General features: G+C 72.3%; 21 protein-coding genes. 8 read left to right on the top strand and 13 right to left on the bottom strand.

Annotated features, from left to right (window positions below):
- The first annotated feature begins 15 nt into the window (after positions 1–15).
- Complete coding sequence (locus tag ACZ4D5_RS18945; RefSeq protein WP_467773482.1) at positions 16–1,068, top strand: NAD(P)-dependent alcohol dehydrogenase; 1,053 nt, start codon at positions 16–18, stop codon at positions 1,066–1,068.
- A 181-nt stretch (positions 1,069–1,249) separates the two neighbouring features.
- Positions 1,250–1,636 (top strand): VOC family protein, encoded by a 387-nt coding sequence (locus ACZ4D5_RS18940; protein WP_467773481.1) that lies wholly within the window; start codon positions 1,250–1,252, stop codon positions 1,634–1,636.
- Here the strand turns inward: ACZ4D5_RS18940 and ACZ4D5_RS18935 are convergent.
- Positions 1,618–2,424 (bottom strand): alpha/beta fold hydrolase, encoded by an 807-nt coding sequence (locus ACZ4D5_RS18935; protein ID WP_467773480.1) that lies wholly within the window; start codon positions 2,422–2,424, stop codon positions 1,618–1,620. The genes ACZ4D5_RS18940 and ACZ4D5_RS18935 overlap by 19 nt on opposite strands.
- A gap of 6 nt (positions 2,425–2,430) precedes the next feature.
- On the bottom strand, positions 2,431–2,883 hold the full coding sequence (locus tag ACZ4D5_RS18930; RefSeq protein ID WP_467773479.1) for an ASCH domain-containing protein: 453 nt from the start codon (positions 2,881–2,883) through the stop codon (positions 2,431–2,433).
- Positions 2,884–3,022: 139 nt separating this feature from the next.
- Here ACZ4D5_RS18930 and ACZ4D5_RS18925 point away from each other — a divergent pair, with 139 nt between their 5' ends.
- Entirely contained in the window at positions 3,023–3,625 is a 603-nt protein-coding gene (locus tag ACZ4D5_RS18925) for a TetR/AcrR family transcriptional regulator (RefSeq protein ID WP_467773596.1), read from the top strand.
- Positions 3,622–3,996, top strand: coding sequence for a VOC family protein (locus tag ACZ4D5_RS18920; protein ID WP_467773478.1), 375 nt, complete (start codon positions 3,622–3,624; stop codon positions 3,994–3,996). The genes ACZ4D5_RS18925 and ACZ4D5_RS18920 overlap by 4 nt, the downstream gene beginning before the upstream one ends.
- Here the strand turns inward: ACZ4D5_RS18920 and ACZ4D5_RS18915 are convergent.
- Positions 3,993–4,376, bottom strand: a complete 384-nt coding sequence (locus ACZ4D5_RS18915) for a winged helix-turn-helix transcriptional regulator (protein ID WP_467773477.1) — start codon at positions 4,374–4,376, stop codon at positions 3,993–3,995. The genes ACZ4D5_RS18920 and ACZ4D5_RS18915 overlap by 4 nt on opposite strands.
- Before the next feature lie 247 nt (positions 4,377–4,623).
- On the opposite strand from ACZ4D5_RS18915, the gene ACZ4D5_RS18910 reads away from it, so the two are divergent.
- The gene (locus tag ACZ4D5_RS18910) at positions 4,624–4,815 is read left to right on the top strand and encodes a Cif family virulence factor (protein WP_467773476.1); all 192 of its coding nucleotides are present in this window, start codon (positions 4,624–4,626) and stop codon (positions 4,813–4,815) included.
- Between the two features lie 12 nt (positions 4,816–4,827).
- Here the strand turns inward: ACZ4D5_RS18910 and ACZ4D5_RS18905 are convergent, their stop codons facing one another.
- From ACZ4D5_RS18905 to ACZ4D5_RS18890, 4 genes are all read right to left on the bottom strand, one after another.
- A complete protein-coding gene (locus ACZ4D5_RS18905) occupies positions 4,828–8,166 on the bottom strand; it encodes a S8 family peptidase (RefSeq protein ID WP_467773475.1) in 3,339 nt (1,112 codons plus the stop codon).
- 153 nt (positions 8,167–8,319) lie between these two features.
- Positions 8,320–9,012 (bottom strand): ABC transporter ATP-binding protein, encoded by a 693-nt coding sequence (locus tag ACZ4D5_RS18900; protein ID WP_467773474.1) that lies wholly within the window; start codon positions 9,010–9,012, stop codon positions 8,320–8,322.
- A gap of 126 nt (positions 9,013–9,138) precedes the next feature.
- Positions 9,139–10,395: a L,D-transpeptidase gene (locus ACZ4D5_RS18895; RefSeq protein ID WP_467773473.1), complete on the bottom strand. Its 1,257-nt coding sequence runs from the start codon at positions 10,393–10,395 to the stop codon at positions 9,139–9,141.
- A 287-nt stretch (positions 10,396–10,682) separates the two neighbouring features.
- Entirely contained in the window at positions 10,683–11,021 is a 339-nt protein-coding gene (locus tag ACZ4D5_RS18890; protein ID WP_467773472.1) for a hypothetical protein, read from the bottom strand.
- A 128-nt stretch (positions 11,022–11,149) separates the two neighbouring features.
- Here ACZ4D5_RS18890 and ACZ4D5_RS18885 point away from each other — a divergent pair, with 128 nt between their 5' ends.
- On the top strand, positions 11,150–11,467 hold the full coding sequence (locus ACZ4D5_RS18885; protein ID WP_467773595.1) for an LPXTG cell wall anchor domain-containing protein: 318 nt from the start codon (positions 11,150–11,152) through the stop codon (positions 11,465–11,467).
- On the opposite strand, the gene ACZ4D5_RS18880 is transcribed toward ACZ4D5_RS18885, so the two are convergent.
- The gene (locus ACZ4D5_RS18880; protein WP_467773471.1) at positions 11,379–12,758 is read right to left on the bottom strand and encodes an MFS transporter; all 1,380 of its coding nucleotides are present in this window, start codon (positions 12,756–12,758) and stop codon (positions 11,379–11,381) included. The two genes, ACZ4D5_RS18885 and ACZ4D5_RS18880, sit on opposite strands and share 89 nt — an antisense overlap.
- A 135-nt stretch (positions 12,759–12,893) precedes the next feature.
- Here ACZ4D5_RS18880 and ACZ4D5_RS18875 point away from each other — a divergent pair, with 135 nt between their 5' ends.
- Together ACZ4D5_RS18875 and ACZ4D5_RS18870 are read left to right on the top strand one after the other, a co-directional pair.
- A complete protein-coding gene (locus tag ACZ4D5_RS18875; RefSeq protein WP_467773470.1) occupies positions 12,894–13,655 on the top strand; it encodes a TetR/AcrR family transcriptional regulator in 762 nt (253 codons plus the stop codon).
- On the top strand, positions 13,652–14,281 hold the full coding sequence (locus ACZ4D5_RS18870) for an AAA family ATPase (protein WP_467773469.1): 630 nt from the start codon (positions 13,652–13,654) through the stop codon (positions 14,279–14,281). Before ACZ4D5_RS18875 ends, ACZ4D5_RS18870 begins: the two co-directional genes overlap by 4 nt.
- 34 nt (positions 14,282–14,315) lie before the next feature.
- Here the strand turns inward: ACZ4D5_RS18870 and hutH are convergent, their stop codons facing one another.
- The 5 genes from hutH to ACZ4D5_RS18845 form a co-directional block, all read right to left on the bottom strand.
- A complete protein-coding gene (hutH, locus tag ACZ4D5_RS18865; RefSeq protein ID WP_467773594.1) occupies positions 14,316–15,854 on the bottom strand; it encodes a histidine ammonia-lyase in 1,539 nt (512 codons plus the stop codon).
- A gap of 96 nt (positions 15,855–15,950) precedes the next feature.
- Positions 15,951–16,892 (bottom strand): hypothetical protein, encoded by a 942-nt coding sequence (locus ACZ4D5_RS18860; RefSeq protein WP_467773468.1) that lies wholly within the window; start codon positions 16,890–16,892, stop codon positions 15,951–15,953.
- Between the two features lie 207 nt (positions 16,893–17,099).
- A complete protein-coding gene (locus tag ACZ4D5_RS18855) occupies positions 17,100–18,275 on the bottom strand; it encodes a GGDEF domain-containing protein (protein ID WP_467773467.1) in 1,176 nt (391 codons plus the stop codon).
- Positions 18,276–18,369: 94 nt separating this feature from the next.
- A complete protein-coding gene (locus ACZ4D5_RS18850) occupies positions 18,370–19,167 on the bottom strand; it encodes an enoyl-CoA hydratase/isomerase family protein (RefSeq protein WP_467773466.1) in 798 nt (265 codons plus the stop codon).
- 88 nt (positions 19,168–19,255) lie between these two features.
- Positions 19,256–20,434, bottom strand: a complete 1,179-nt coding sequence (locus ACZ4D5_RS18845) for an adenylate/guanylate cyclase domain-containing protein (protein ID WP_467773465.1) — start codon at positions 20,432–20,434, stop codon at positions 19,256–19,258.
- Positions 20,435–20,499 lie beyond the last annotated feature (65 nt).

Below are 20,499 nucleotides of genomic sequence, written 5' to 3'. Positions count from 1 at the left end.
GGCAGTCTCGATGACATGACTGAGCAGATCACCACCGTTTCCGCCTACGCCGCTCCCGCCCCCGAGGCGCCCCTGGAACGCACCACCGTGCCGCGCAGGGCCGTCGGCGAGTTCGACGTCCTGATCGACATCAAGTACGCCGGTATCTGCCACTCGGACATCCACCAGGCCCGTGACGGCTGGGGCGAGGGCATCTACCCGATGGTCCCCGGCCACGAGATCGCCGGTGTCGTTGCCGAGGTCGGTCCCGGTGTCACCAGGTTCACCGTCGGTGACCGCGTCGGCGTCGGCTGCATGGTCGACTCCTGCCGCGAGTGCGAGAACTGCAAGAACGGCCTGGAGCAGTACTGCCTGAAGGGCAACATCCAGACGTACAACGCGCTCGGCAAGGACGGCGAGCCGACCTACGGCGGCTACTCCACGCACATCGTCGTGGACGAGGCGTTCACCCTCCGCATCCCCGACGGGATCTCGCTGGACGTGGCCGCGCCGCTGCTGTGCGCCGGCATCACCACGTACTCCCCGCTCGCGCACTGGAACGCGGGCCCCGGCAAGAAGGTCGCGATCGTCGGCCTCGGCGGTCTCGGCCACATGGCCGTCAAGATCGCGCACGCCATGGGCGCGGAGGTGACCGTCCTCTCGCAGTCCCTGCGCAAGAAGGACGACGGCCTGAAGCTGGGCGCCGACCACTACTACGCGACCAGCGACGAGGCCACCTTCGAGGAGCTCGCCGGCAGCCTCGACCTGATCGTCTCGACGGTCTCTGCGCCGCTGCCGCTGGACAAGTACCTGGGCCTGCTGCGCACGGACGGCGCCTTCGTGAACGTCGGCGCCCCCGAGGAGCCGGTCTCGCTCAACCTGTTCTCCGTGATCGGCGGCCGCAAGACCCTCGCGGGGTCCGGCATCGGCGGCATCCAGGAGACCCAGGAGATGCTGGACTTCTGCGCGGCGCACGGGCTCGGCGCGGAGATCGAGCTGATCCGCGCCGACCAGATCAACGAGGCGTACGAGCGGGTCCTGGCCAGCGACGTGCGCTACCGCTTCGTGATCGACACCGCGACGATCTGAGTCGCCGCACGGCCTGAACGGCTCGGCCCGGTGGCTCGATCCCGACTGGGTCGCTGGGCCTAGTCCGCATTGCGCACCGGGCAGGGGCCCGGTGACCGATACGGCGTCCGGTCGTCCGAACCTAACGTTGTCCATGTCACCGCAGGACAAGGCGAGTTCGGACAGACCAGGAGGTCACACGATGTCCATCGAACTGAACCACACGATCGTCGTCGCGAAGGACAAGAAGGCGTCCGCGCAGTTCCTCGCGGACATCCTGGGGCTCGAAGTCGGCCCGCAGTACGGCCCGTTCTTCCCGGTGGAGATCCCCAACGGCGTGACCCTCGACTACTACGAGGGCGACGGCGGCCCGTTCGTGCCGCAGCACTACGCCTTCCTGGTCTCCGACGACGAGTTCGACGCGATCTTCGGACGCATCAAGGAGCGGGGCCTGACCTACTGGGCCGACCCGTTCCACGAGCGCGTGGGCGAGACCAACACGAACGACGGCGGCCGGGGCCTCTACTGGGAGGACCCGAACGGCCACAACCTGGAGATCATCACCAGGCCCTACGGCGCCGAGGGCTGATCCAGGAACGCGAGCACCGGCTCGGTGGCCACGTCCGCGAACTCCTCGAAGTACGCGTGCCGGGCGCCGGGGACCAGCAGGGTCCTGGCGTCCGGGATGCGGGCGGCGAGCAGCGGCGCGTTGGCGGTCGGGTTGAACACGTCGTCCGTGCCGTGGACGACGAGCGTCGGCGCCTCGATCCGCACCAGCGCGTCCCACGCGTCGTGCCGGGCGCTGGCCCGCAGATGGCGGCGGCGGGCGTACGCGGGCATGGAGGCGTCGCCCAGCGTGTGGAACTCCCGCCCGGGGCGGGCGCGTTCCTGCTCGGCCAGCCAGGCCGGGGTGTACATGAGCTCCAGCAGAGCGCGGCGCACGGCGTCCGGATCGGCCCGGGTCAGGGCCGCCCGGACCTCGGGGCCGCGCTCGACGCCGTGCTTCCCGCCGGGTGAGGTGCAGCCCAGGACGAGGCGGTCGACGCGCTCCGGGTGGTCGGCGGCGAGCCACTGGGCGACGCGGCCGCCCATCGACGTGCCGTAGACGTGGGCGCGGTCGATGCCCGCGTGGTCGAGGACCGCGAGCACGTCACGGGCGAAGCCGGGCGTGCTGTACGTGTCGGTGTCGGGCCGGTCGCTCTCGCCGGTGCCGCGGTGGTCGAGGACGACGGTGGTGAAGCGCGCGGCGAAGTCGGCGCGCACCGGGTCCCACCAGTGGTGGTTGTTGGACTGCCCGGCGAGCAGCACCAACGGCGCGCCGGAGCCGGACAGTTGGTAGTGGATCCCGGCGCCGTCGGCCGCCTTCGCGAAGGGCACGGTCGGTCACTTCCCCGTCGATCGCGGATCGGTCACGACCCGGAAGCGTTCGAGGACGCACAGCGTGGTGTCGTCGACGGTGAAGTCCGGGTCGTCGAGCGCTTCGCGCATCTCGGCGCTGTGCCAGAACCTCTCGTGCCCCGCCCGCCACCCGGCCACGGTCTCGTCCCCTTCGCCCTCGTCCACGGCGTGCGCGAGGTCCACGTCGGCGAGTGGCACGACGCGTACGTCCGTCACCTCGATGACGGCCACGGGCCGGTCGTCGGAGTCGACGACGACAGAGCGCTCCCCGACGGCGGGCAGCGGGTCGCCGTTGTGTTCGTAGTCGACGACGAGGCCCGTCGTCGAGGTCTTGGAGCCGTCGAGGATCGCGGCCACGAGCTGGTCGCGCAGCGGGCCGGGGAAGGCGAACTCGGCCTTGGGGAGCGGGTTCCCGGCATCGTCCTTGATCTCCGTCATGGGGTCACAGTAGCCCCCCTTACCTGCCGGACCCCCTTGACGGAGTGAGCGCTCACTCCGTAGGTTGCCCCGCATGCCGTCCACCCCGACACCTCCCCGGCGCCGCGCCCCCGGCATGAGCGCCGAGCAGCGCAGGGCGATGATCGTCGCCGCCGCGCTGCCGCTGGTCGCCGAGTACGGCGCCGCGGTCACCACCGGCCAGATCGCCCGTGCCGCGGGCATCGGAGAGGCCACGGTCTTCCGGGCCTTCAAGGACAAGGACGAGGTGCTCGACGCCTGTGTGAACGAGGCGGTCAGCCCCGACCACGCGGTGCGCGAGCTCGCCTCGATCCCCCTGGACGGGCCGCTCGCCGAACGCCTGACGCAGGCCGCCGACGCGATGCGCGCCCACCTGGAGCGCATGGGCGCCGTGGTCGGCGGACTCCACGCGTCGGGCCGCCGGCGCGGCCGCCCCTCGGGACCCTCGGCCGGGCAGCCGGGCCAGGGCGGCCGCGAGGCGTCGGTACGGGCCCTGCGCGACGCCCTCGCCGACCTGATCGAGCCCGACCGCCCGGCCCTGCGCCATCCGCCGGAGAAGGTCGCCGCGGTCTTCCTCGGCATGCTCTTCAGTCAACTGCGCGGCCCGGTGGACGACATGGACCCGACGCCGGCCGAACTCGTCGACGTACTCCTGAACGGAGCGCTCGGCCCACAGCCCCCGTCGCGCCCGTCGCACCCACGCCAAGGGAGCCGCACCCCGTGACCGTCACGCTCAACCACACCATCGTCCCGGCCGTCGACCACCGCGAGGCGGCCCGGTTCTTCGCCTCCGTCATGGGCCTCGAACAGCTGCCGCCCGCGGGCCGCGAAGGCCACTTCGCCCCGGTCCGCGTGAACGACCAGCTCACCCTCGACTTCATGTCCGTGCCGCACCCCGAGGGCCACCACCTGGCCTTCGACGTCGACCCCGCCACGTTCGACCGCGTCCTCGCCCGACTCCAGGAGCTCGGCGTCCCCTACGGCAGCGAGCCGCACGAGCCGGACAACGGCCGCGTCGACCACCCGCTCTGCCCGCGGGGCCTGTTCTTCGTCGACGAGGCACGGAACCTGTACGAGCTGATGTCCCCCGCCTAGGCGGCGCTCCCGGACCCGGCGGCGCCCCAGTCCCACAGAGCCTGCAGGACCGGCCCCAACGCACGTCCGCGCGAGGTGAGTTCATAGGTCACGGTGGAGGGCCAGCCGGGGGTGCGGGTGCGGTGGACCGCTCCCGCGGTGACGAGTTGCGCGAGGCGCTCCGTCAAGGTCTTGTCAGACAACTGCGGGAGCGCCGCGGCCAGTTCGCCGTACGTGCGGGACTCGCGGCGCAGCAGTTCGCGCACGACCAGCGTGGTCCAGCGGCCGCGCAGGGCGGCGAGTGTGATCTCCACGGGGCAGTCGGGGCTCGGCGCCGCGACCTCGGCCAGGGCGTCGTCGGGCAGCCCGGGGCGCAGGCCGCTTACCGTTCGGTGAGTCACGAGGGGGCCTCCTACGGTTCAGCCATGACCACCACGAAGAATACGAACCCGCCCACCCTGCCCACCCGCCCCGAGGACGTCCCCGCGGCGTTCGCCGAGCGGTTCAACAGCGGCGACCCCGCGGCCGTACGCGCGATCTACGAGGACGGGGCCGCGTTCGTCCCGCGGTCGGGAGCCGCCGTGCACGGCAGCGCACAGATCGCCACCGCGAACGCCCCCCTTCCTCTCCCTCGGCCTGCCGATCTCGGTGCGCACCCGGCACGTACACGTCGCGGGCGACATCGCGCTGCTCGTCGTCGACTGGGAGATCGGCACGGGCGAGGTCCGCTCCACGGCCACGGACGTGGTACGACGCGGCGCCGACGGGTTCTGGCGATACGCGATCGACAGCCCCTTCGGCGCCGCGCCTTCAGGTGTCAGTGCTCAGCTGCACGACTGACCCCTCGTACGCCTACTTGCCGTAGTACGCGTTGTAGATCGACAGCGTCGACTTGTTGCCCTTCTTGTCCGCGATCTTGGCGTGGAAGGAGATGCCCTTGCCCTTCGCCGGGTTCTTCACGGAGATCTTTCCGCCGGTGACCGTGGCCTTCTTCCAGGTCTGGCCGTAGTCGTAGGAGACGTACACGGAAAGGGACTTGAGGTTGGCGCCCGCTGCCGAGCCCTGGACCGTGACCGGCACGGACTGCTTCTCGTCGGCCTTCGCCTTGCTGCTCAGGTCGACCTTCGGGCTGAACCGCACCGTGGAGACCGGGAGCTTGGCGCTGTCCACCTTCTTGGAGCGGAAGGAGAAGCTCGCGTCGATGCGCGTGGAGGCCGCGGCCACCTTGACGCTGCGCTTCACGGACGTCGTCAGCTTGTACGCGGCGTCGCCCGACGACACCTTGAACGGCGGCGCCCCGCCGGCCAGCGGGTCCTCGTTCTCGCCGATCTTGGTGCCGTTGCGGTACAGCGTGGTCTTCACCGACGAGTACACCGAGGAGCCCACGTGCGACTTGCCGTCGGCGAACAGCGGCAGGGAGCCCGTGATCTCGTTGCCCTCGCGGAAGACCCCGAAGTCGCCGCCGACGCGCGGTCCGAACACCGCCGTGTTGAAGGTCTTCTCGTAGCTCTGGCCCGCCTTGAAGGTCTGCGGGGCGCCGAGCGTGTAGCCCGCGTCGACGATGGGCCAGCCCTCCGGGTCGCGCCCGGCCTGCTGCTCGAACTCCAGGCCCCACTTCACCTTGTCGGCCGTGGACAGGTACAGCGTCCGTGTGGTCGGCAGCGGCTGCGGCACGCCGATCGAGGAGCCGCTCATGCTGCCGGGGATCTCACCCAGGGCGCTGAGCGCACCCTGCTTGCCCGAGGCCGACGCGCCGAGGCCCACCTTCACCGTGGAGAGCTCGCTCGCCTTGAAGTGCCGGGTGTACCCGGTCGCGACCTGCTTGACCTTGCCACCGGTGACGACGTTGTACTCGGTGCTGTCGCCCTTGGTCCAGTGCCCGTCCCACTGCTGGAACAGCGAACCGTCCGTGACCTGCGGACCCAGGTGCCTGGAGCGGAAGTTGGCGTACGAGTCGAGGAACCAGCCGAAGCTGTAGCCCGCGTTCGGGGTGTCGACGCTGAAGTCCGGGGCGGCGAACTCCATCTTGGCCCCGGCCTCGGGCACCGTGATGTCGACGGGCTTCGTCGTCCGCGCGTCCAGCGTGATCGTCGCGTCCTTGGTGACGCTCAGCTTCGGCTGCGCGATCCAGTCGGCGCCCTTGGTGAAGTCGGCCGGGTCGACGTAGATGCCCGAGTTCAGGACGTAACCGCCCTTGGGAACACGGACCTTGACGGTGCCGGACTCGTCGTACGGGTTGTACGACTTGCCGGTGGCGAGGCCGCTCAGGCCCTCCAGGTCACCGTCGTAGGTCTTGGCGGGCCTGCCGTCGCGGTCGATGAACTTCAGCGTCAGGTCGTAGGACTCGACCTCGTTCTCGACCGCGGCCGCGGTGCGCACCGACTGGCCGCCGCCACTGGCGACGACGTACGCGGAGTACGTGCCGTCGAGGGCCGCGCCGCGCTTGGAGTCGGCGGTCAGGTCGACCGAGGCGGTGCCGCCCGCGGGGACGGTCACCTTCTTCGCACCGAGCGCGAAGAACCCGGCCGGGGCCGGGCGGCCCTTCGGGTCGGTGGCGGTCACCGTCAGGTCGAGGGTGACGTCGTCCTTGCCGAGGTTGCGGTAGGTGACCTTCTTCGTGACCGGCTTGTCGTCGGTGTGCGGCCACTGCTGCGTGCCGAAGTTCACCGACACCGGGTCGGCGATCACGGACTGCTTGATGGCCTTGTCGACGGCGATACGGCCCGAACCCTGCTGGAACGGCGTGTACTTGCCGCCCTTCGTGGACGCGGTCAGGGCGCCCTTGAGCTCGGTGTACTTCCAGTCCGGGTGCTGCTGCTTGAGCAGCGCCGCGGCGCCCGCGACGTGCGGGGTCGCCATCGACGTACCGGAGATCGTCAGATAGCCCTCGGGCTTCTGGCCGACCTCCTTCTCGATGATGCTGCCCGGCGCGGCGGCGGCCGTGATGTCCACGCCGGGGCCGGTCACGTCGGGCTTGATCGCGCCGTCGCCGACCCGCGGGCCCTGGCTGGAGAAGTCCGCCAGCTTGTCGTTGTCGTCGACCGCGCCGACGGTCAGGGCGGCGTCCGCGCTGCCCGGCGAGTCCACCGAGCCCGGCTCGCCCGCGTTGCCCGCGGCGATGGCGAAGAGGATGCCCTTCTCCGCGGAGAGCTTGTTGACCTGGGCTTCGAGCGGGTCGACACCGGGGGTGTCGCCGCCGCCGAGGCTGAGGTTGACGACGTCGACGCCCTCGGCCGCCGCCCAGTCCATGGCGGCGATGATGCCGGAGTCCTCGCCGTAGCCGTCGTCGCCGAGGACCTTGCCGTTCAGGAGCTTGGCCCCCGGGGCGACGCCCTTGAACTTCCCGCCGGACTTGGCGCCGGTGCCCGCGGCGATGGACGCGACGTGCGTGCCGTGGCCGTAGCGGTCCTTGGCGTCGGCCGACTCCGTGAAGTTCCTCTCGGCGATCACCTGGTCCTTGAGGTCCGGGTGGGTGGCGTCGACACCCGTGTCCAGGACGGCGATCTTGGTGCCCTTGCCGTCGTACCCGGCGGCCCAGGCCTTGTCGGCGCCGATCTGCTTGACGCTCTTGTCCAGACGCACCTTGCGCACGCCGTCCAGCCAGACGTGGCTGACGCCGGCCGCCGCGCGGGCGGTGCCCTTGCCGCTGGTGAGCGCGGCCCACAGGTCGGGCGCGTCCTTCTTGGGCGTGGTGATGGCGTCGGCGTTCAGCGCCTTCAGGGTCCTGCGGACCGTGGTGTCGCCGGCGGCGCGGACGTCGGCCTTGGCGGCCGCGGCGGCGCCCTGGTAGCCGACGATGACCTTCAGGCCCTTCTTCTGGGCCGCGCGGTTGCGCTTCTTGTTCAACTCCGTCACGTCGAAGAGCCGTTGGTCGATCCGGCCCTCGGATATCAGGCGCTGCGCGTCGGCGGGTATCAGCAGCGTGTGCCCGCCGCTGCGGCGCACCTGGACGGGTATGTGCTCCCGGCCCTTGGCGCGCTCCAGGCCGATCACACGGCCCTTGGCGTCGAGGACGGCGCGGTCACCGGTGATGAGCGTGACACGGCTCGCGCCCGCGGACCCGGCCGCGGCGCCCTCCGCCCCGCTCGCCTGCCCCGCGGACTGCGGCTGCGCGGCCGCCGGGCTGGTCATGCCCGCCGCGAGGGCCACGGCGACCGCCGCGGCCACGGTGGCGCCGCACGCTCTCTTCACTTGTCTGTGCAAGTCTCCCCCTGGAGGTTAAGGGGCTGCCGCCCCTCGGAAGGCGAAGTATGCCGAGGGGCGAACATCTGCTCAATAGCGATACAGAAGTGCAGAGTTGGTGCACGGGGAAATTCATGACTCCGTTACGACGGTTGGCCCATATCAGGCCAAAGGCACGGTGACCGAGACGCGGCCGCCCCGGATCGTCGCGAGGCGCGGGGCCCGGCGCGCGACGGCGGTGTCGTGGGTGACCAGGACGCAGGTCAGGCCGTGCGCCCGCCAGAGCTCTTCGAGCAGCTCCGCGATCTCGCCGCGCGCGGCCGCGTCGAGCTCCCCCGCGGGTTCGCCCGCCGGTTCGTCGGCGAGCAACACCTTGGGCCGCTTGACCAGGGCGCGGGCGATGGCGACCCGCCGCCGCTGGCCCGCGGAGAGCTCGGCGGGCAGCCGTCCGCGGCGCCGTCCCAGACCCACCGAGTCCAGCGCGGCGGCGGCACGTTCGGCGCGGGCCTCCGGGCCGAACCCCAGCGGCACGAGGGCCGTCTCGACGTTCTGCTGGGCGCTGAGCGCGGGCAGGAGGTCACAGGCGCGGGAGACGAAACCGATCGACTCGGCGCGCACGTCGGTGAGCCGCGCCTGGGGCAGCGCGGCCAGATCCGTGCCGTCGAGCACGACGCTGCCGCGGGTGGGCCGGTCGAGGCCGCCGAGCATCCGCAGCAGCGTGGACTTGCCGCCGCCCGCGGGCCCGTGGACGACGAGCCGCTCGCCCTCGCCGATGACCAGATCGACCCCGGCGAGCGCGTCGATCGTCTCCGCGCCGCGGAAGTACCGCTTGGTGACGCCGCTGAGCTGATACATGTGGCGAAAAAGTAGGCGTACGCCGTGATGAACGGCTGAGGCGGACGTAATAGCGGCATGAGAAGACGACGGTGGCCCGCACCCCGGAAGGGATGCGGGCCACCGTGCGTACGCGCGGTACGGGCGTCAGACGGCCGAGCCGGCCTTCCACTGCGCCCAGTCCATGTTCCAGCCGTTGAGGCCGTTGTCCGGGGCGATGGTCTTGTCGCCGGTGTTGCGGACGTCGACGACGTCACCGGTGATCGTGTTCTCGTAGAACCAGGAACCCGGGGTGCTCTTGTCGTTCGCGCCCTTGGCGTCCTGCAGGCCGATGCAGCCGTGGCTGGTGTTGGCGCTGCCGAAGATCGACGGCGAGCCCCAGTAGTTGCCGTGGATGAACGTGCCGGAGCTGGAGAGGCGCATGGCGTGCGGCACGTCCTTGATGTCGTACTCGCCCTTGCCGTCGCCGTCGGTGAAGCCGACGGTCGCGCCGTCCATGCGGGTCTCCTTGAACATCTCGGAGACGACCATCTTGCCGTTGTACGTCTTGTTCTCGGGCGAGCCCGCGGAGATCGGGATGGTCTTCACGACCTTGCCGTCCCGGGTCACCTTCATCGTCTTGGTCTTGGCGTCGACGATGGAGACCTGGTTGCGGCCGATCTGGAACTGGACGGTCTTGTCCTGCACGCCGTACACCCCGTCGGCGCCCTCGACGCCGTCCAGGGCGAGCTTCAGCGTGACGGTGGAGTTGCCCTTCCAGTAGTCCTCGGGGCGGAAGTCCAGGCGGTTGTTGCCGAACCAGTGCCCGACGACCTCCTGGCCGCTGCTCGACGACACCTTGATCGCGGACTGGACGTCCTTCTTGTTGGTGATCGCCTTGTCGAAGTTGATGGAGACGGGCATGCCGACGCCGACCTTGGAGCCGTCCTCGGGCGTGAAGTTCCCGATGAAGCTGTTGGCCTGGGAGACGGTCGTGAACGTCGAGTTCTCGTGCGCCTTGCGGCCCTCGGAGTCCTTGGCGGTGGCCGAGATCTCGTACTTCGTGGCGCGCTCGAGTTGGGTGCTGGGCTTCCAGGACTTCTTGTCCGCGGATATCTTCCCGGCGACGTCCTTGCCGGCGTCGGTCTTCATCGTCACGTCCGTGAGCGTGCCGTCGCTGACCGTCACCCGGGCCGCGCTGTTGATGCTCGCGTTGTCGGAGCCGTTCTTCGGCGCGATCTTGATCCGGGCGGCAGAGGTCTTCTTGGCGGCCGCCTCGTCGACCTGGTTCTGCGACTCCTTGCCGCCCGAAGCCTTGTCGCCGTCGTCGCTGCTGCACGCCGAGAGCACGAGCACGCCGCCCACGAGGGCGGACACGGCCGCGAGGCCCTTGCGCCCACGCCTGCGACGCATACTGTCCGTCATCACACGCATCTCCATAGTTGCCGAATCCCCAAATCAACCCCGAGCGTCCCCGCAACCCCGCATAACGTCCTGCCCGGTTCGTCCCGTTCCATTGCCGCGGGAAATGTGGGGAACACCACGTCCGCGGTGCTGGATCCGAGCCCGGTCACCACTGCGCCGTGCGGGACGGCGGAGGGGTCGGCCGTCTCACCGTGCACGGTGAGACGACAGAACCCCGGACGGCGGTTGCTGTCCGGGGTCCCCGATTCCGGATTCTTCAATCGTTCTTCGATCCGGAACGCTTCCGACTACCTCAGCTCGTCGCCGTCCTCGTCGCCATCATCCTCGTCCGGGTCCCAGTCCGGCGAATCGGGGTCGTAGTCGATCTTCTCGCTGCTCCAGGAGGCCTGGGTGAGCTCGGTGCCGGGCACCTGGCTGACCAGGTCGAAGGGGTCCACGAGGTAGGCGAGCGCCTCGGCCTCGTCCTCCCTGACCGCGGCCTCGGCGTGCGCGCGCTCCTCGCCGGGCATCTGCTCGTCCTCGGCGATGCGGGTCAATGCGGCGCCGGTCAGCTTCTCCGCGTCGCCCACCTCGACCACCATTTCGACCCGCAGTCGCACAAACCGTGATGTCTCGTCTCCGCTCATACGACGGAGCGTACGACCCCCGACCCCCGCGACTTTCCCGCGACCCGCGCCTTTCATTACCATCGCGCCACACGGCCAATTCGCCAGCACCACAAGGGGGATCCGATTCCGTGTCCGCACGCCGATCGTTGCTGACCGCCACTGCCGCAGGAGCCCTCCTCGGCGCCCTGTGGTTCGTCCCCTCAGCCAACGCGACGTCCTCTTCCTCCCACGAGACCACCCCTGGCGAGCGCACCGAACAGACCTCGACCTCTTCTTCCGCCTCCTCCGCTTCCTCCGCTTCCTCCGCTTCCTCCACGGCCCACTCCGACCAGCCCCGCCTGGCCGACACGGGCGGCTTCGACTCGACCCCGTACGTCATCGGCGGCACGGCCTTCCTGGGCCTCGGCGCGGGCTTCGTGGCCTACTCGGTCCGCAGGGAGAGGACGGGCGGGGCGGTTCACTGAGCCGGGCCCCCCGCAGCCCCGGGAACGCCCAGGCCACCAGCAGCGTCGCGGCCACGCAGACCACGCCGCCCGTCACCACCGCCGACCGCGCGCCGTTCAGCTCCGCGAGGAGGCCGACCGCCGCGTTGCCGAGGGCCGGGGAGACGGTGGCCTGGACCATCCAGAGGCCGCTGACCCTGCCCCGCAGCGCGTCCGGCGTGCCGTGCTGGAGCAGGGCCGAGCGGAGCGTCTCCGAGACGAGGTCGCCGAGGCCCGCCAGGGCGAGCAGGACGAGGGCCGCGGGCAGGTACGAGGTGAGGCCGAAGCCCGCCAGCGACAGGCCCCACAGCAGGACCGCCCCGATCAGCGCGTGGCCGCCGGCCCGCGCCGTCCAGCCACTGGTCGCGGCCCCGACGAGCGCGCCGAGCGCGGGCGCGGCGTAGAGCAGTCCGACCACCCCGGCGCCGCCCCCGAACTGCTCGTCCGCGAGGACCGGGTACAGGGCCTGCGGCATCGTGAAGACCATCGCGGCCGCGTCGATGAGCAGCAGCCCCACGACGATCCGGTGCCCCCGCACGAACCGCACCCCGTCCGCGACCGCGGCGAAGGCCTGCCGAACTCCCTTGCCGGAGGCGCCGGAAGGACCGGAGGCGCCGGGACCACCGGGACCACCGGAACCACCGGGACCACCGGAAGCGGACGTCACCGGCGGCAGCGGCCGTACGAAGAGCAGCGCGACGGAGAAGACCAGGAAGCCCGCCGCGTCGACCGCGAAGCACGCGGCGAGCCCGGGCCCCGCGATGAGCACGCCGCCGAGCGCGGGCCCGAGCAGCGCGGCCAGCTGCGTGGAGGCCGCCGTCAACGCGCCCGCCGCCGCGAGGCGTTCGGTGCCGACGAGGGCCGGCACGGCCGCCATCATCGCGGGACCGCCGAGCCCGGCGAAGAGCCCGGTGAGGCCGGTGGCCGTGTAGATCACCCACAACTGCGGCTCGGGCAGCAGGGCGTTGACCGCGAGCCCCAGCGCGACGAGCGTCAGGGGCAGCCGGGTCACCAGCATCAGCAGGCGCCGATCGCGGCGGTCGGCGAGGACGCCGCCGATCAGCACGCCCACGACCAGCGGCAGCGCCCGCGCCAGGCTGACCAGGCCGATCTGCAGGGGCGAGCGCGTGAGGTCGTGGACCTGGACGGCCACCGCGACGCTCGTCATGAGGGTGCCGAGCAGCGCGCCGAGGAATCCGGCGTACAGCAGCCGGAAGTCGCGGCTCTCGCGGAGCGGGGTGAGGTCCATGGCGAGGCCGGACACACGGGACATGAGCGGCTCCAACAGGGGTTAGGACAGCCTTACTTGGATCACCCTGCCCACCCTCCGCCTTAAAGTCAACAGGTGTGAAGTTCTGCCCTCCGGCCACCCTCGCGCCGCCGCCCGGCGCCGCCGTACGCTGATCCGGTGACCAGCAAGCCCCCGGCCCCCGACACCCCGGCGGCCCCCACCAGGTCCCGCGCCCGCCCCACCCACCGCAAGGGCCGCGCCACCCTCACCCGCGAGTCCGTGGGCGAGGCCGCCCTGGACCACCTCGGACGGCACGGGCCCGCCGAGCTGACCATGCGGTCCCTCGCGGCCGACCTCGGCGTCTCGCCGCGCGCGCTCTACAACTACGTGGAGGACAGACGGGACCTGCTCACCGTCGCCGCCGAGATCTTCGAGTCGCGGTGGCGGCCGCCGGCACTCGACCCCTCGCCGGAGCGCTGGCGGGAGACCCTGCGCGCGTACTGCCGCGACCTGCGCGCGCACTACCGCCGCCACCCCGGCATGACCACCCTGGCCCTGAACGAGAACATCACCATGGCCCGCCATCCCACGATGCTGCGGAACGTGGACGCCGTCATCGGCTTCTTCACCGAGCTCGAGGGGACCGGCCTGCCGCTGCGCGACGCCTACCTCGCGTGCATGGAGTCGCTCCGCCAGGTCGTCGGCTTCGTGGAGTTCCAGGACCGTCTGCACGACCGCCCGCCGCCGCACCTCGACCCCGTCGACCTGCGCCGCACGCCCCCGCCCTGGCTGCGGGACGAGGGGCAGAACGCCGAAGGCCTCCCCCACCTCCACCGGGCCGCACGGGAGCTGCGCCCCGAATCCCCCGACGCCCTCTTCGAGTTCACCCTCGACCTCCTGGTGGACGGCATCGCCACCCGGGTGGAGGCCGCCCGATGACCGGGCCGCGCCAGGACATCGTGCTGATCGGCGGCGCGTCCGGCATCGGCAAGAGCCGGGCCGCCGCGCAACTGGCCGAGGAGTCCAAGGCGTTCGTGGTCGAGTTCGACGACGTCGTCGCGGCGGTGCAGGCGATCACCACCGCCGCGCACCACCCGGACCTCCACCTCTTCGACGGCGTCGCGGACGCGGACCTGACCGCCGAGCGGGTCCTCGATCTCCAGATCGCCACCGCCCGCGCCCTGGAGCCCGCCGTCCTCGGCGTCGTACGCAACCGTCTGAGCGTCGACGTGCCCGCCGTGGTCGAGGGCGACTACCTCACCCCGGCCGCCGCCGCGCGGGCCGTGGCCGAGGGCGCGGCGGCCGGACGCGACGTGCGGGCCGTCTTCCTGCACGAGGACGACCCGGAGCAGATCACCGCCAACTACACCGTGCGGGAACCGGACAGCGGCGTCCAGGCGGAGCGCGCCGAGGTCAGCGCCGCGTACGGCCGCTGGCTCGGCCGCGAGGCCGCCCTGCACGGCCTGCCCGTGGTCGCGTGCCGCCCCTGGAGCACCCTCGTCCCCCGCATCCGGCAGGCCCTCGGACACGGAAACGGAGAAGGGGGCGCGGCCACCCCGTGGTGACCGCGCCCCCTCCCCCGCGTACGGGCAGGGAACGCTAGGCGAGCGCCCCCGTCACCGGCTCGACCGCCGCCACGAGCGCGCCCGTGCGCACGAACTCGTCGGCCGCCGCCAGGTCCGGGGCGAGGAAGCGGTCGGGGCCCGGGCCCTCGACGCCCGCCTTGCGGACCGCGGCGATGACCGCCTGCGTCGCGGGCGCCGGGGTCAGGCCCTCGCGCAGCTCGACGGCGCGCGTGGCCGCGTACAGCTCGATCGCCACGATGCGGGTCAGGTTGTCGACGGCCGTACGGAGCTTGCGGGCGGCCGACCAGCCCATGGAGACGTGGTCCTCCTGCATCGCGGAGGACGGGATCGAGTCGGCGGACGCCGGGACGGCGAGCCGCTTCATCTCGCTGACCAGGGCGGCCTGCGTGTACTGCGCGATCATCAGGCCCGAGTCGACGCCCGCGTCGTCGGCGAGGAACGGCGGCAGGCCGTGCGAGCGGTTCTTGTCGAGGAGGCGGTCCGTGCGGCGCTCGGCGATCGAGCCGAGGTCGGCGGCGGCGACGGCGAGGAAGTCCAGGACGTACGCGACCGGGGCGCCGTGGAAGTTGCCGTTCGACTCGACGCGGCCGTCGGGCAGCACGACCGGGTTGTCCACGGCGGCGGCCAGCTCGCGCTCGGCGACCAGGCGGGCGTGCGCCATCGTGTCCCGGCCCGCGCCCGCGACCTGCGGGGCGCAGCGCACCGAGTACGCGTCCTGGACGCGCGGCGCGTCGTCCTGGTGGTGGCCGGTGAGGCCCGAACCGGCAAGGACGGCAAGCATGTTGGCGGCCGCGGCGGCCTGGCCCGGGTGCGGGCGGATGGCGTGCAGCTCGGGGGCGAGGACCTTGTCGGTGCCGAGCAGGGCCTCCAGCGTCAGGGCCGCGGTGACGTCCGCCGACTTGTAGAGGGTCTCCAGGTCGGCGAGGGCCATCACCAGCATGCCGAGCATGCCGTCCGTGCCGTTGAGGAGGGCGAGGCCCTCCTTCTCGCGCAGCTCGACCGGCGTGATGCCGTGCGCGGCGAGCAGCTCGCCCGCGGGCTTCACCACGCCGTCGGGGCCCTCGGCGTCGCCCTCGCCCATGAGCGTCAGCGCGCAGTGGCTGAGCGGCGCGAGGTCGCCGGAGCAGCCGAGCGAGCCGTACTCGTGGACGACCGGCGTGATCCCGGCGTTGAGGACGTCCGCCATCGTCCGCGCGACCTCGGGACGCACCCCCGTATGCCCCGAGCAGACCGTCTTCAGCCGCAGGAACATCAGCGCGCGGACCACCTCGCGCTCCACGCGCGGGCCCATGCCGGCCGCGTGCGAGCGGACGATGTTGCGCTGCAGCTGGGCGCGGAGGTCGGGGCCGATGTGGCGGCTGGCGAGGGCGCCGAAGCCGGTCGAGACGCCGTAGACGGGGTCGGGCTTGGCCGCGAGCGCGTCGACGATCTCGCGCGAGGCGGCGAGCGCGTCCAGCGCGTCGGCGGTCAGTTCGATCCGCGCGTTTCCGCGCGCGACGGCGATGACGTCGTCGGCGGTCGTCCCGGACGTCCCAAGGGCCACGGTGCCCACGCTGTGCATATCCATATTCAGCAGCGTACGGATTGAATCGCCGGGTGTCACGGGTGGGTTCGGGCCGGACCACTTACCTCGCTCGCCGCACGCCGGTCAGCCGCGCCCCAGCGCCCCCCTGAAGGTGATCCCGTGACGGCCGCGCAGCCTGCGGATCTCCCACACGGACAGCGCGGTCACCGAGACCGGCGCCCCGAGCATGAACGCGTAGAGCACCGTGGGCGGCGCGGCCACCACGGCGTCGTCGAAGAACTGCAGGACCGCGAGGCCCCACAGCAGCACGGGCGAGAGGACCGGCGGCAGGAGCTCGTGGATCGCCCCGGCGCGGAAGCAGCTGTTCACCGCGTACACGAGGAGGGCGATCGTGTAGACCAGGCCCGCCAGGAGGCCGAGGAGGGCCGCGACCCAGGCCGCGAAGGAGAGGAGGTAGTAGAACAGGACGACCAGGAACGAGCCCTGGTTGTCGGTGAGTCCGAGCCCCTCGCGCAGCACGTACCAGCAGAGCCAGACCACGCCCGCGCCCGCCGCGAGCGCGGCCAGCGTGCCGAGCGGCTGGAGCGCGCGGCGCAGGTAGATCCGGCGCAGCGAGGACTCGGCGAGGCCGATGAAGACGACGGTGGCGACGAGGATCGCGACGACCGCGAAGCCCGCGGCGACCACCAGGTCCTCGACCTTCCCGAGGACGAACTCCTCGCGCCCCTGGCGCAGCGGATAGGCGAAGACGAGCCACACGGTCGCGCCCAGCCCGAGGAGCGTACGGCCGGTCTGCAGGGCGGTGATGGTGCGGTCCTCGACGGCGCCGGGGCGGTCGGGGGTGCCGAAGCGGCGGGCGAGGTTCAGGGGGCTGTCGGCGGCGGCGCGGACGGTGCGGGCGGGTGGGGGTGCGGGTGTGGGGACGGGGTACGCGGAGGGGTTCCCGTCGTGCGTCCCGTAGGGCCCGGCGCCGGGCACCCCGTACTGCCCTTGCCCGCCACCCTGCGCCGGATCCCCGTACCCGTACTGAGCCGGATCCCCGTACCCGTACTGCTGATCGCTCAACGCCCGCTCCCCCGTGCGGGCTTGTGCGGCCCCGCGTACCGCGCGGCCCGGCTTCCGGGCGCGGCACACCTTAACTGATCATGCTCATGCCGCTCCTCTCGCCGGCGGCGCACGTTCGCGCCCGAAGGGGCGCGGGGAACTGCGCGACCGGCCACGACGAACCCGCAGGCACCCGACGGGCGCGGCACCGCACACCCGGCGGAGCGCCTACTCACCGGCGCCCCGCACCCCGCGCCCACGGAACTTCCGCCGCTCCCCCGCCGGAGGCGACCCCGCGGGCGCGTCGGCGAGGCGGACCACCGGATCGCCGTCCCCGCCGTGGCCCTCGCGCCCCGCGACCACCGGCTTGGCGGCGCGGGCGGCCTTCGCGCGGTACTGCGCCGCGTCGGCGAGGCGGAAGAGGCGGCGGGCCGAGCGCACGGGGCCGATCGGATCCCCGGTCGAGGCGACACCGCAGGCGACCCCGTCACCGAGCTCCAACTCCGCCGCCCGTACGCAGAGTTCATCGGCGACCCGCACCACCTCGTCGGCGGTGGGCCCCACGGACAGCAGGCAGAACTCGTCGCCGCCGAGCCGCGCCGCGAGCGCGCCCGGCAGCATCGCGCCGCAGAGCGAGAGCACCGAGCCGAAGCGCTCCAGGAGGCGGTCGCCGACCGCGTGGCCGTGGGTGTCGTTGACCCGCTTGAGCCCGTTCACGTCGCAGACGACCAGGCTCACCACGGCCCCCTCGGCGCGGTGCCGCTCCACCGCCTCGTCCAGGCGCAGGTCGACGGCGCGGCGGTTGGCGAGCCCGGTCAGCGCGTCCGTGAAGGCGAGGCGGCGCGCCTCCTCCAGGCGCTCGGTCTGCGCGATCCCCGCGGCGACCACGGCGGCGAGGACCGTCGCGAAGTCGGCGTCGGCCCGGTCGAAGACCGGCTCGCCCGGCGGGCGCGCCACATACAGCTCGCCCCACGCGCGCCCGTGCAGCACGATCGGCGCGACCACGCAGCAGCCGCGCCCCCTGCGGCGCAGGGCGGCAACGCGCTGGTGGCAGTAGCCGGCCGCGCGGGCGCCCTCGGGGCCCTCGGCGGTCTCGACCCACGCGTGCGGTTCGCCGCCCCCGGCCCAGCGTTCGTGCAGGAACTCGGTGATCTCCGGGAACTGGTTGACGGGGTAGGCCTCGTCGTCGGGGAACTCGACCTCGTGCTGGACGCGTTGGCCCACGTTCACCAGGACCCGCAGCCGGCCCCGGTCCCGCTCCCACACGGACAGCGCCGAGAAGCTCCCGTTCAGCGCGCGGCAGGCACCGAGAGCGGCCGCCCGCCAGGACTCACGCGGAGTGTGCGCGGCGGCCATTCCCTGCGCAAGCTCCACCACGGCCCGCAGCCGAACATCCTCACCCATCTCCCCAGGCTAGGAGGTTTGGGGCATTTTGGAACTTTGGGGCGCAGGGTGCGGGGGTGCGGGGCGAAGGGGCACAGGGCGGGGATTCACGGATTCACTCCCCGGGCCACTGCGGCTTCCGCTTCTCGTTGAACGCCGCGACGCCCTCCGCACGGTCCCCCGAGAACGCCACCGTCCGCCACGCCGCGTCCTCGACCTCCAGTCCTGCCCGCAGGTCGAGGCCGTGCCCGAGACGGAGCGCACGCTTGGCGGCGCGCAGCCCCACCGGCGAGTTGGCGGCCATGCGGGCGCCGAGCGCGAGCGCCTCCGTACGCGCCTCGCCCTCCCCCACCAGCAGATCGACGAGCCCCAACTCCCGTGCCTCCGCGGCCTCCACGCGCCGCGCCGAGAAGATCAGCTCGGCGGCGCGCGCGGCACCCACGCGGCGCGGCAGCAGCTGCGTGCCGCCGCCGCCGGGGATGACGCCGACGGACACCTCGGGGAGGCCGACGACCGCGGTCGGGTCGGCGACGATCACGTCGCAGGAGAGCGCGAGCTCGAAGCCGCCGCCGAGCGCGAAGCCGTGCACGGCGGCGACGGTCGGCATGGGCAGTTCGAGTACGCCGGTGTAGGCGCCCCGCGACGTCGGGCGCTGGCGGAGCAACTCGGCGTCGCTGAGGGAGTTCCGCTCCTTGAGGTCGGCGCCGACGCAGAAGGCCCGCTCGTGGGTGGACGTCACGACGACGACCCGGGCGTCGCGGTCGTCGCTCAGGGCGGCGCAGGCGGCGGCGATGGAGCGGGCCATCTCCGAGGAGACGGCGTTCATGGCCTTGGGCCGGTCGAGGACGAGCTCGACGACGTGGCCGTGCCGCCTGACCGCCACGTACTCCCCGTACCGCTGCTCGTCACCCATGACGCCTCCTCCACCTCCGGTTAACGACCGTTACCGGAGGATCATGTCAGCCGGGCCCCGCCCCGGGAAGGGGCTCATCGGCCGGTCCTCAGCCCCTGCGGGCCAGGAGCCACGGCTCGACGACGCCGAGGCCGCGCACGGGGCGCTGCCACATCGGCTGGAGTGCGAAGCGGTACGAGGGGGGCTCCTCGCCCTCCTTCTCCGCGGCGGCGGCCGCCTCCGCGGCCTCCGTCTCGGAGGCCGGTGCCTCGCCGGTGCGCGTCAGTTCCTCCGCGAAGGCCCCGTCCACGAGCACGGCGTCCCGGGGAGCTATCGACGTGAGCCGCGAGGCGAGGTTCACGGTCGTGCCGAACACGTCGCCCATCCGCGTGGTCACGGTGCCGAAGGCGATGCCGACGCGCAGCTCCGGCATGGTCTCGTCGTTGGCCATCGTCTCGATGAGCCGCAGCGCGATCTCCGCGGCCGTGCCCGCGTCGTCGGCGGCGTACAGGACCTCGTCGCCCAGCGTCTTGATGAGCCGTCCGCCGTGCGCGGCCACGAGGTCGGCGGCGGTGGTCTCGAAGGCCTCGACGAGCTCGCCGAGCTCTTCCTCCTCCATCCGCCGCGTGAGCCGGGTGAACCCCACGAGGTCGGCGAAGCCGACGGCGAGGCGCCGGTCGACCATCTCCTCGTCGTCCGCGGCCTGCACGACGCGTCCCGTGGCCGCGGCGAGCTGGCGGCGCCACACGTAGACGAGGAACTCCTCCAGCTCGGGCAGGAGCAGCTCGACGAGCGGATACGTGACTTCGGTCCTGGTCATCCCCGGCTCGGGAGGCTCGGTGAGCCCCTCCAGGAACGAATCGATCTGCCATTCCGCGAGCCGGGCGGTGGTCTGCCCCGTGGACCGCGCCACCTGCACGGCCATGGCCTCGCTGAGCAGCCCCGCCTCGACGAGACCCGCCAGCCGCCGCAGCGCGAGCACGTCGGCCTCGGTCAGCGCCTTGGCCTGCCCGATGTCGGGGAACCCCATGGCCCGCCAGAACCGCGAGGCCAGCTCCATGGAGACGCCCGCGCTGCGCGCCGCCTGGAACGGGGTGTACCTGCGGTCGGCGCCGAGGATGAGCTGTTCCAGACGGAGGGCGAGAGGATCCTTCTCCGGGTCGTCGTCCGGCTTCTCGTCCACTTCGGGAACCCCGGGCACCTCCCCGACCGACCCAGCGGTACGGCCGGACCCGCCGTCGGGGGCGGGGTGTGCACCCGTGCCGGAGCCCGTGTCGTCGACGGTCACGCCTGCTGCCCTTCCGATCTGCCGCGGTCAGGTATCGACCGGCGTCAACTTTACGGCAGGTGTGC

Source organism: Streptomyces sp. NPDC025651, from assembly GCF_055558735.1.
Note: the sequence above shows the minus strand (reverse complement) of the source record. Positions and strands in the feature narration are given on the sequence as shown.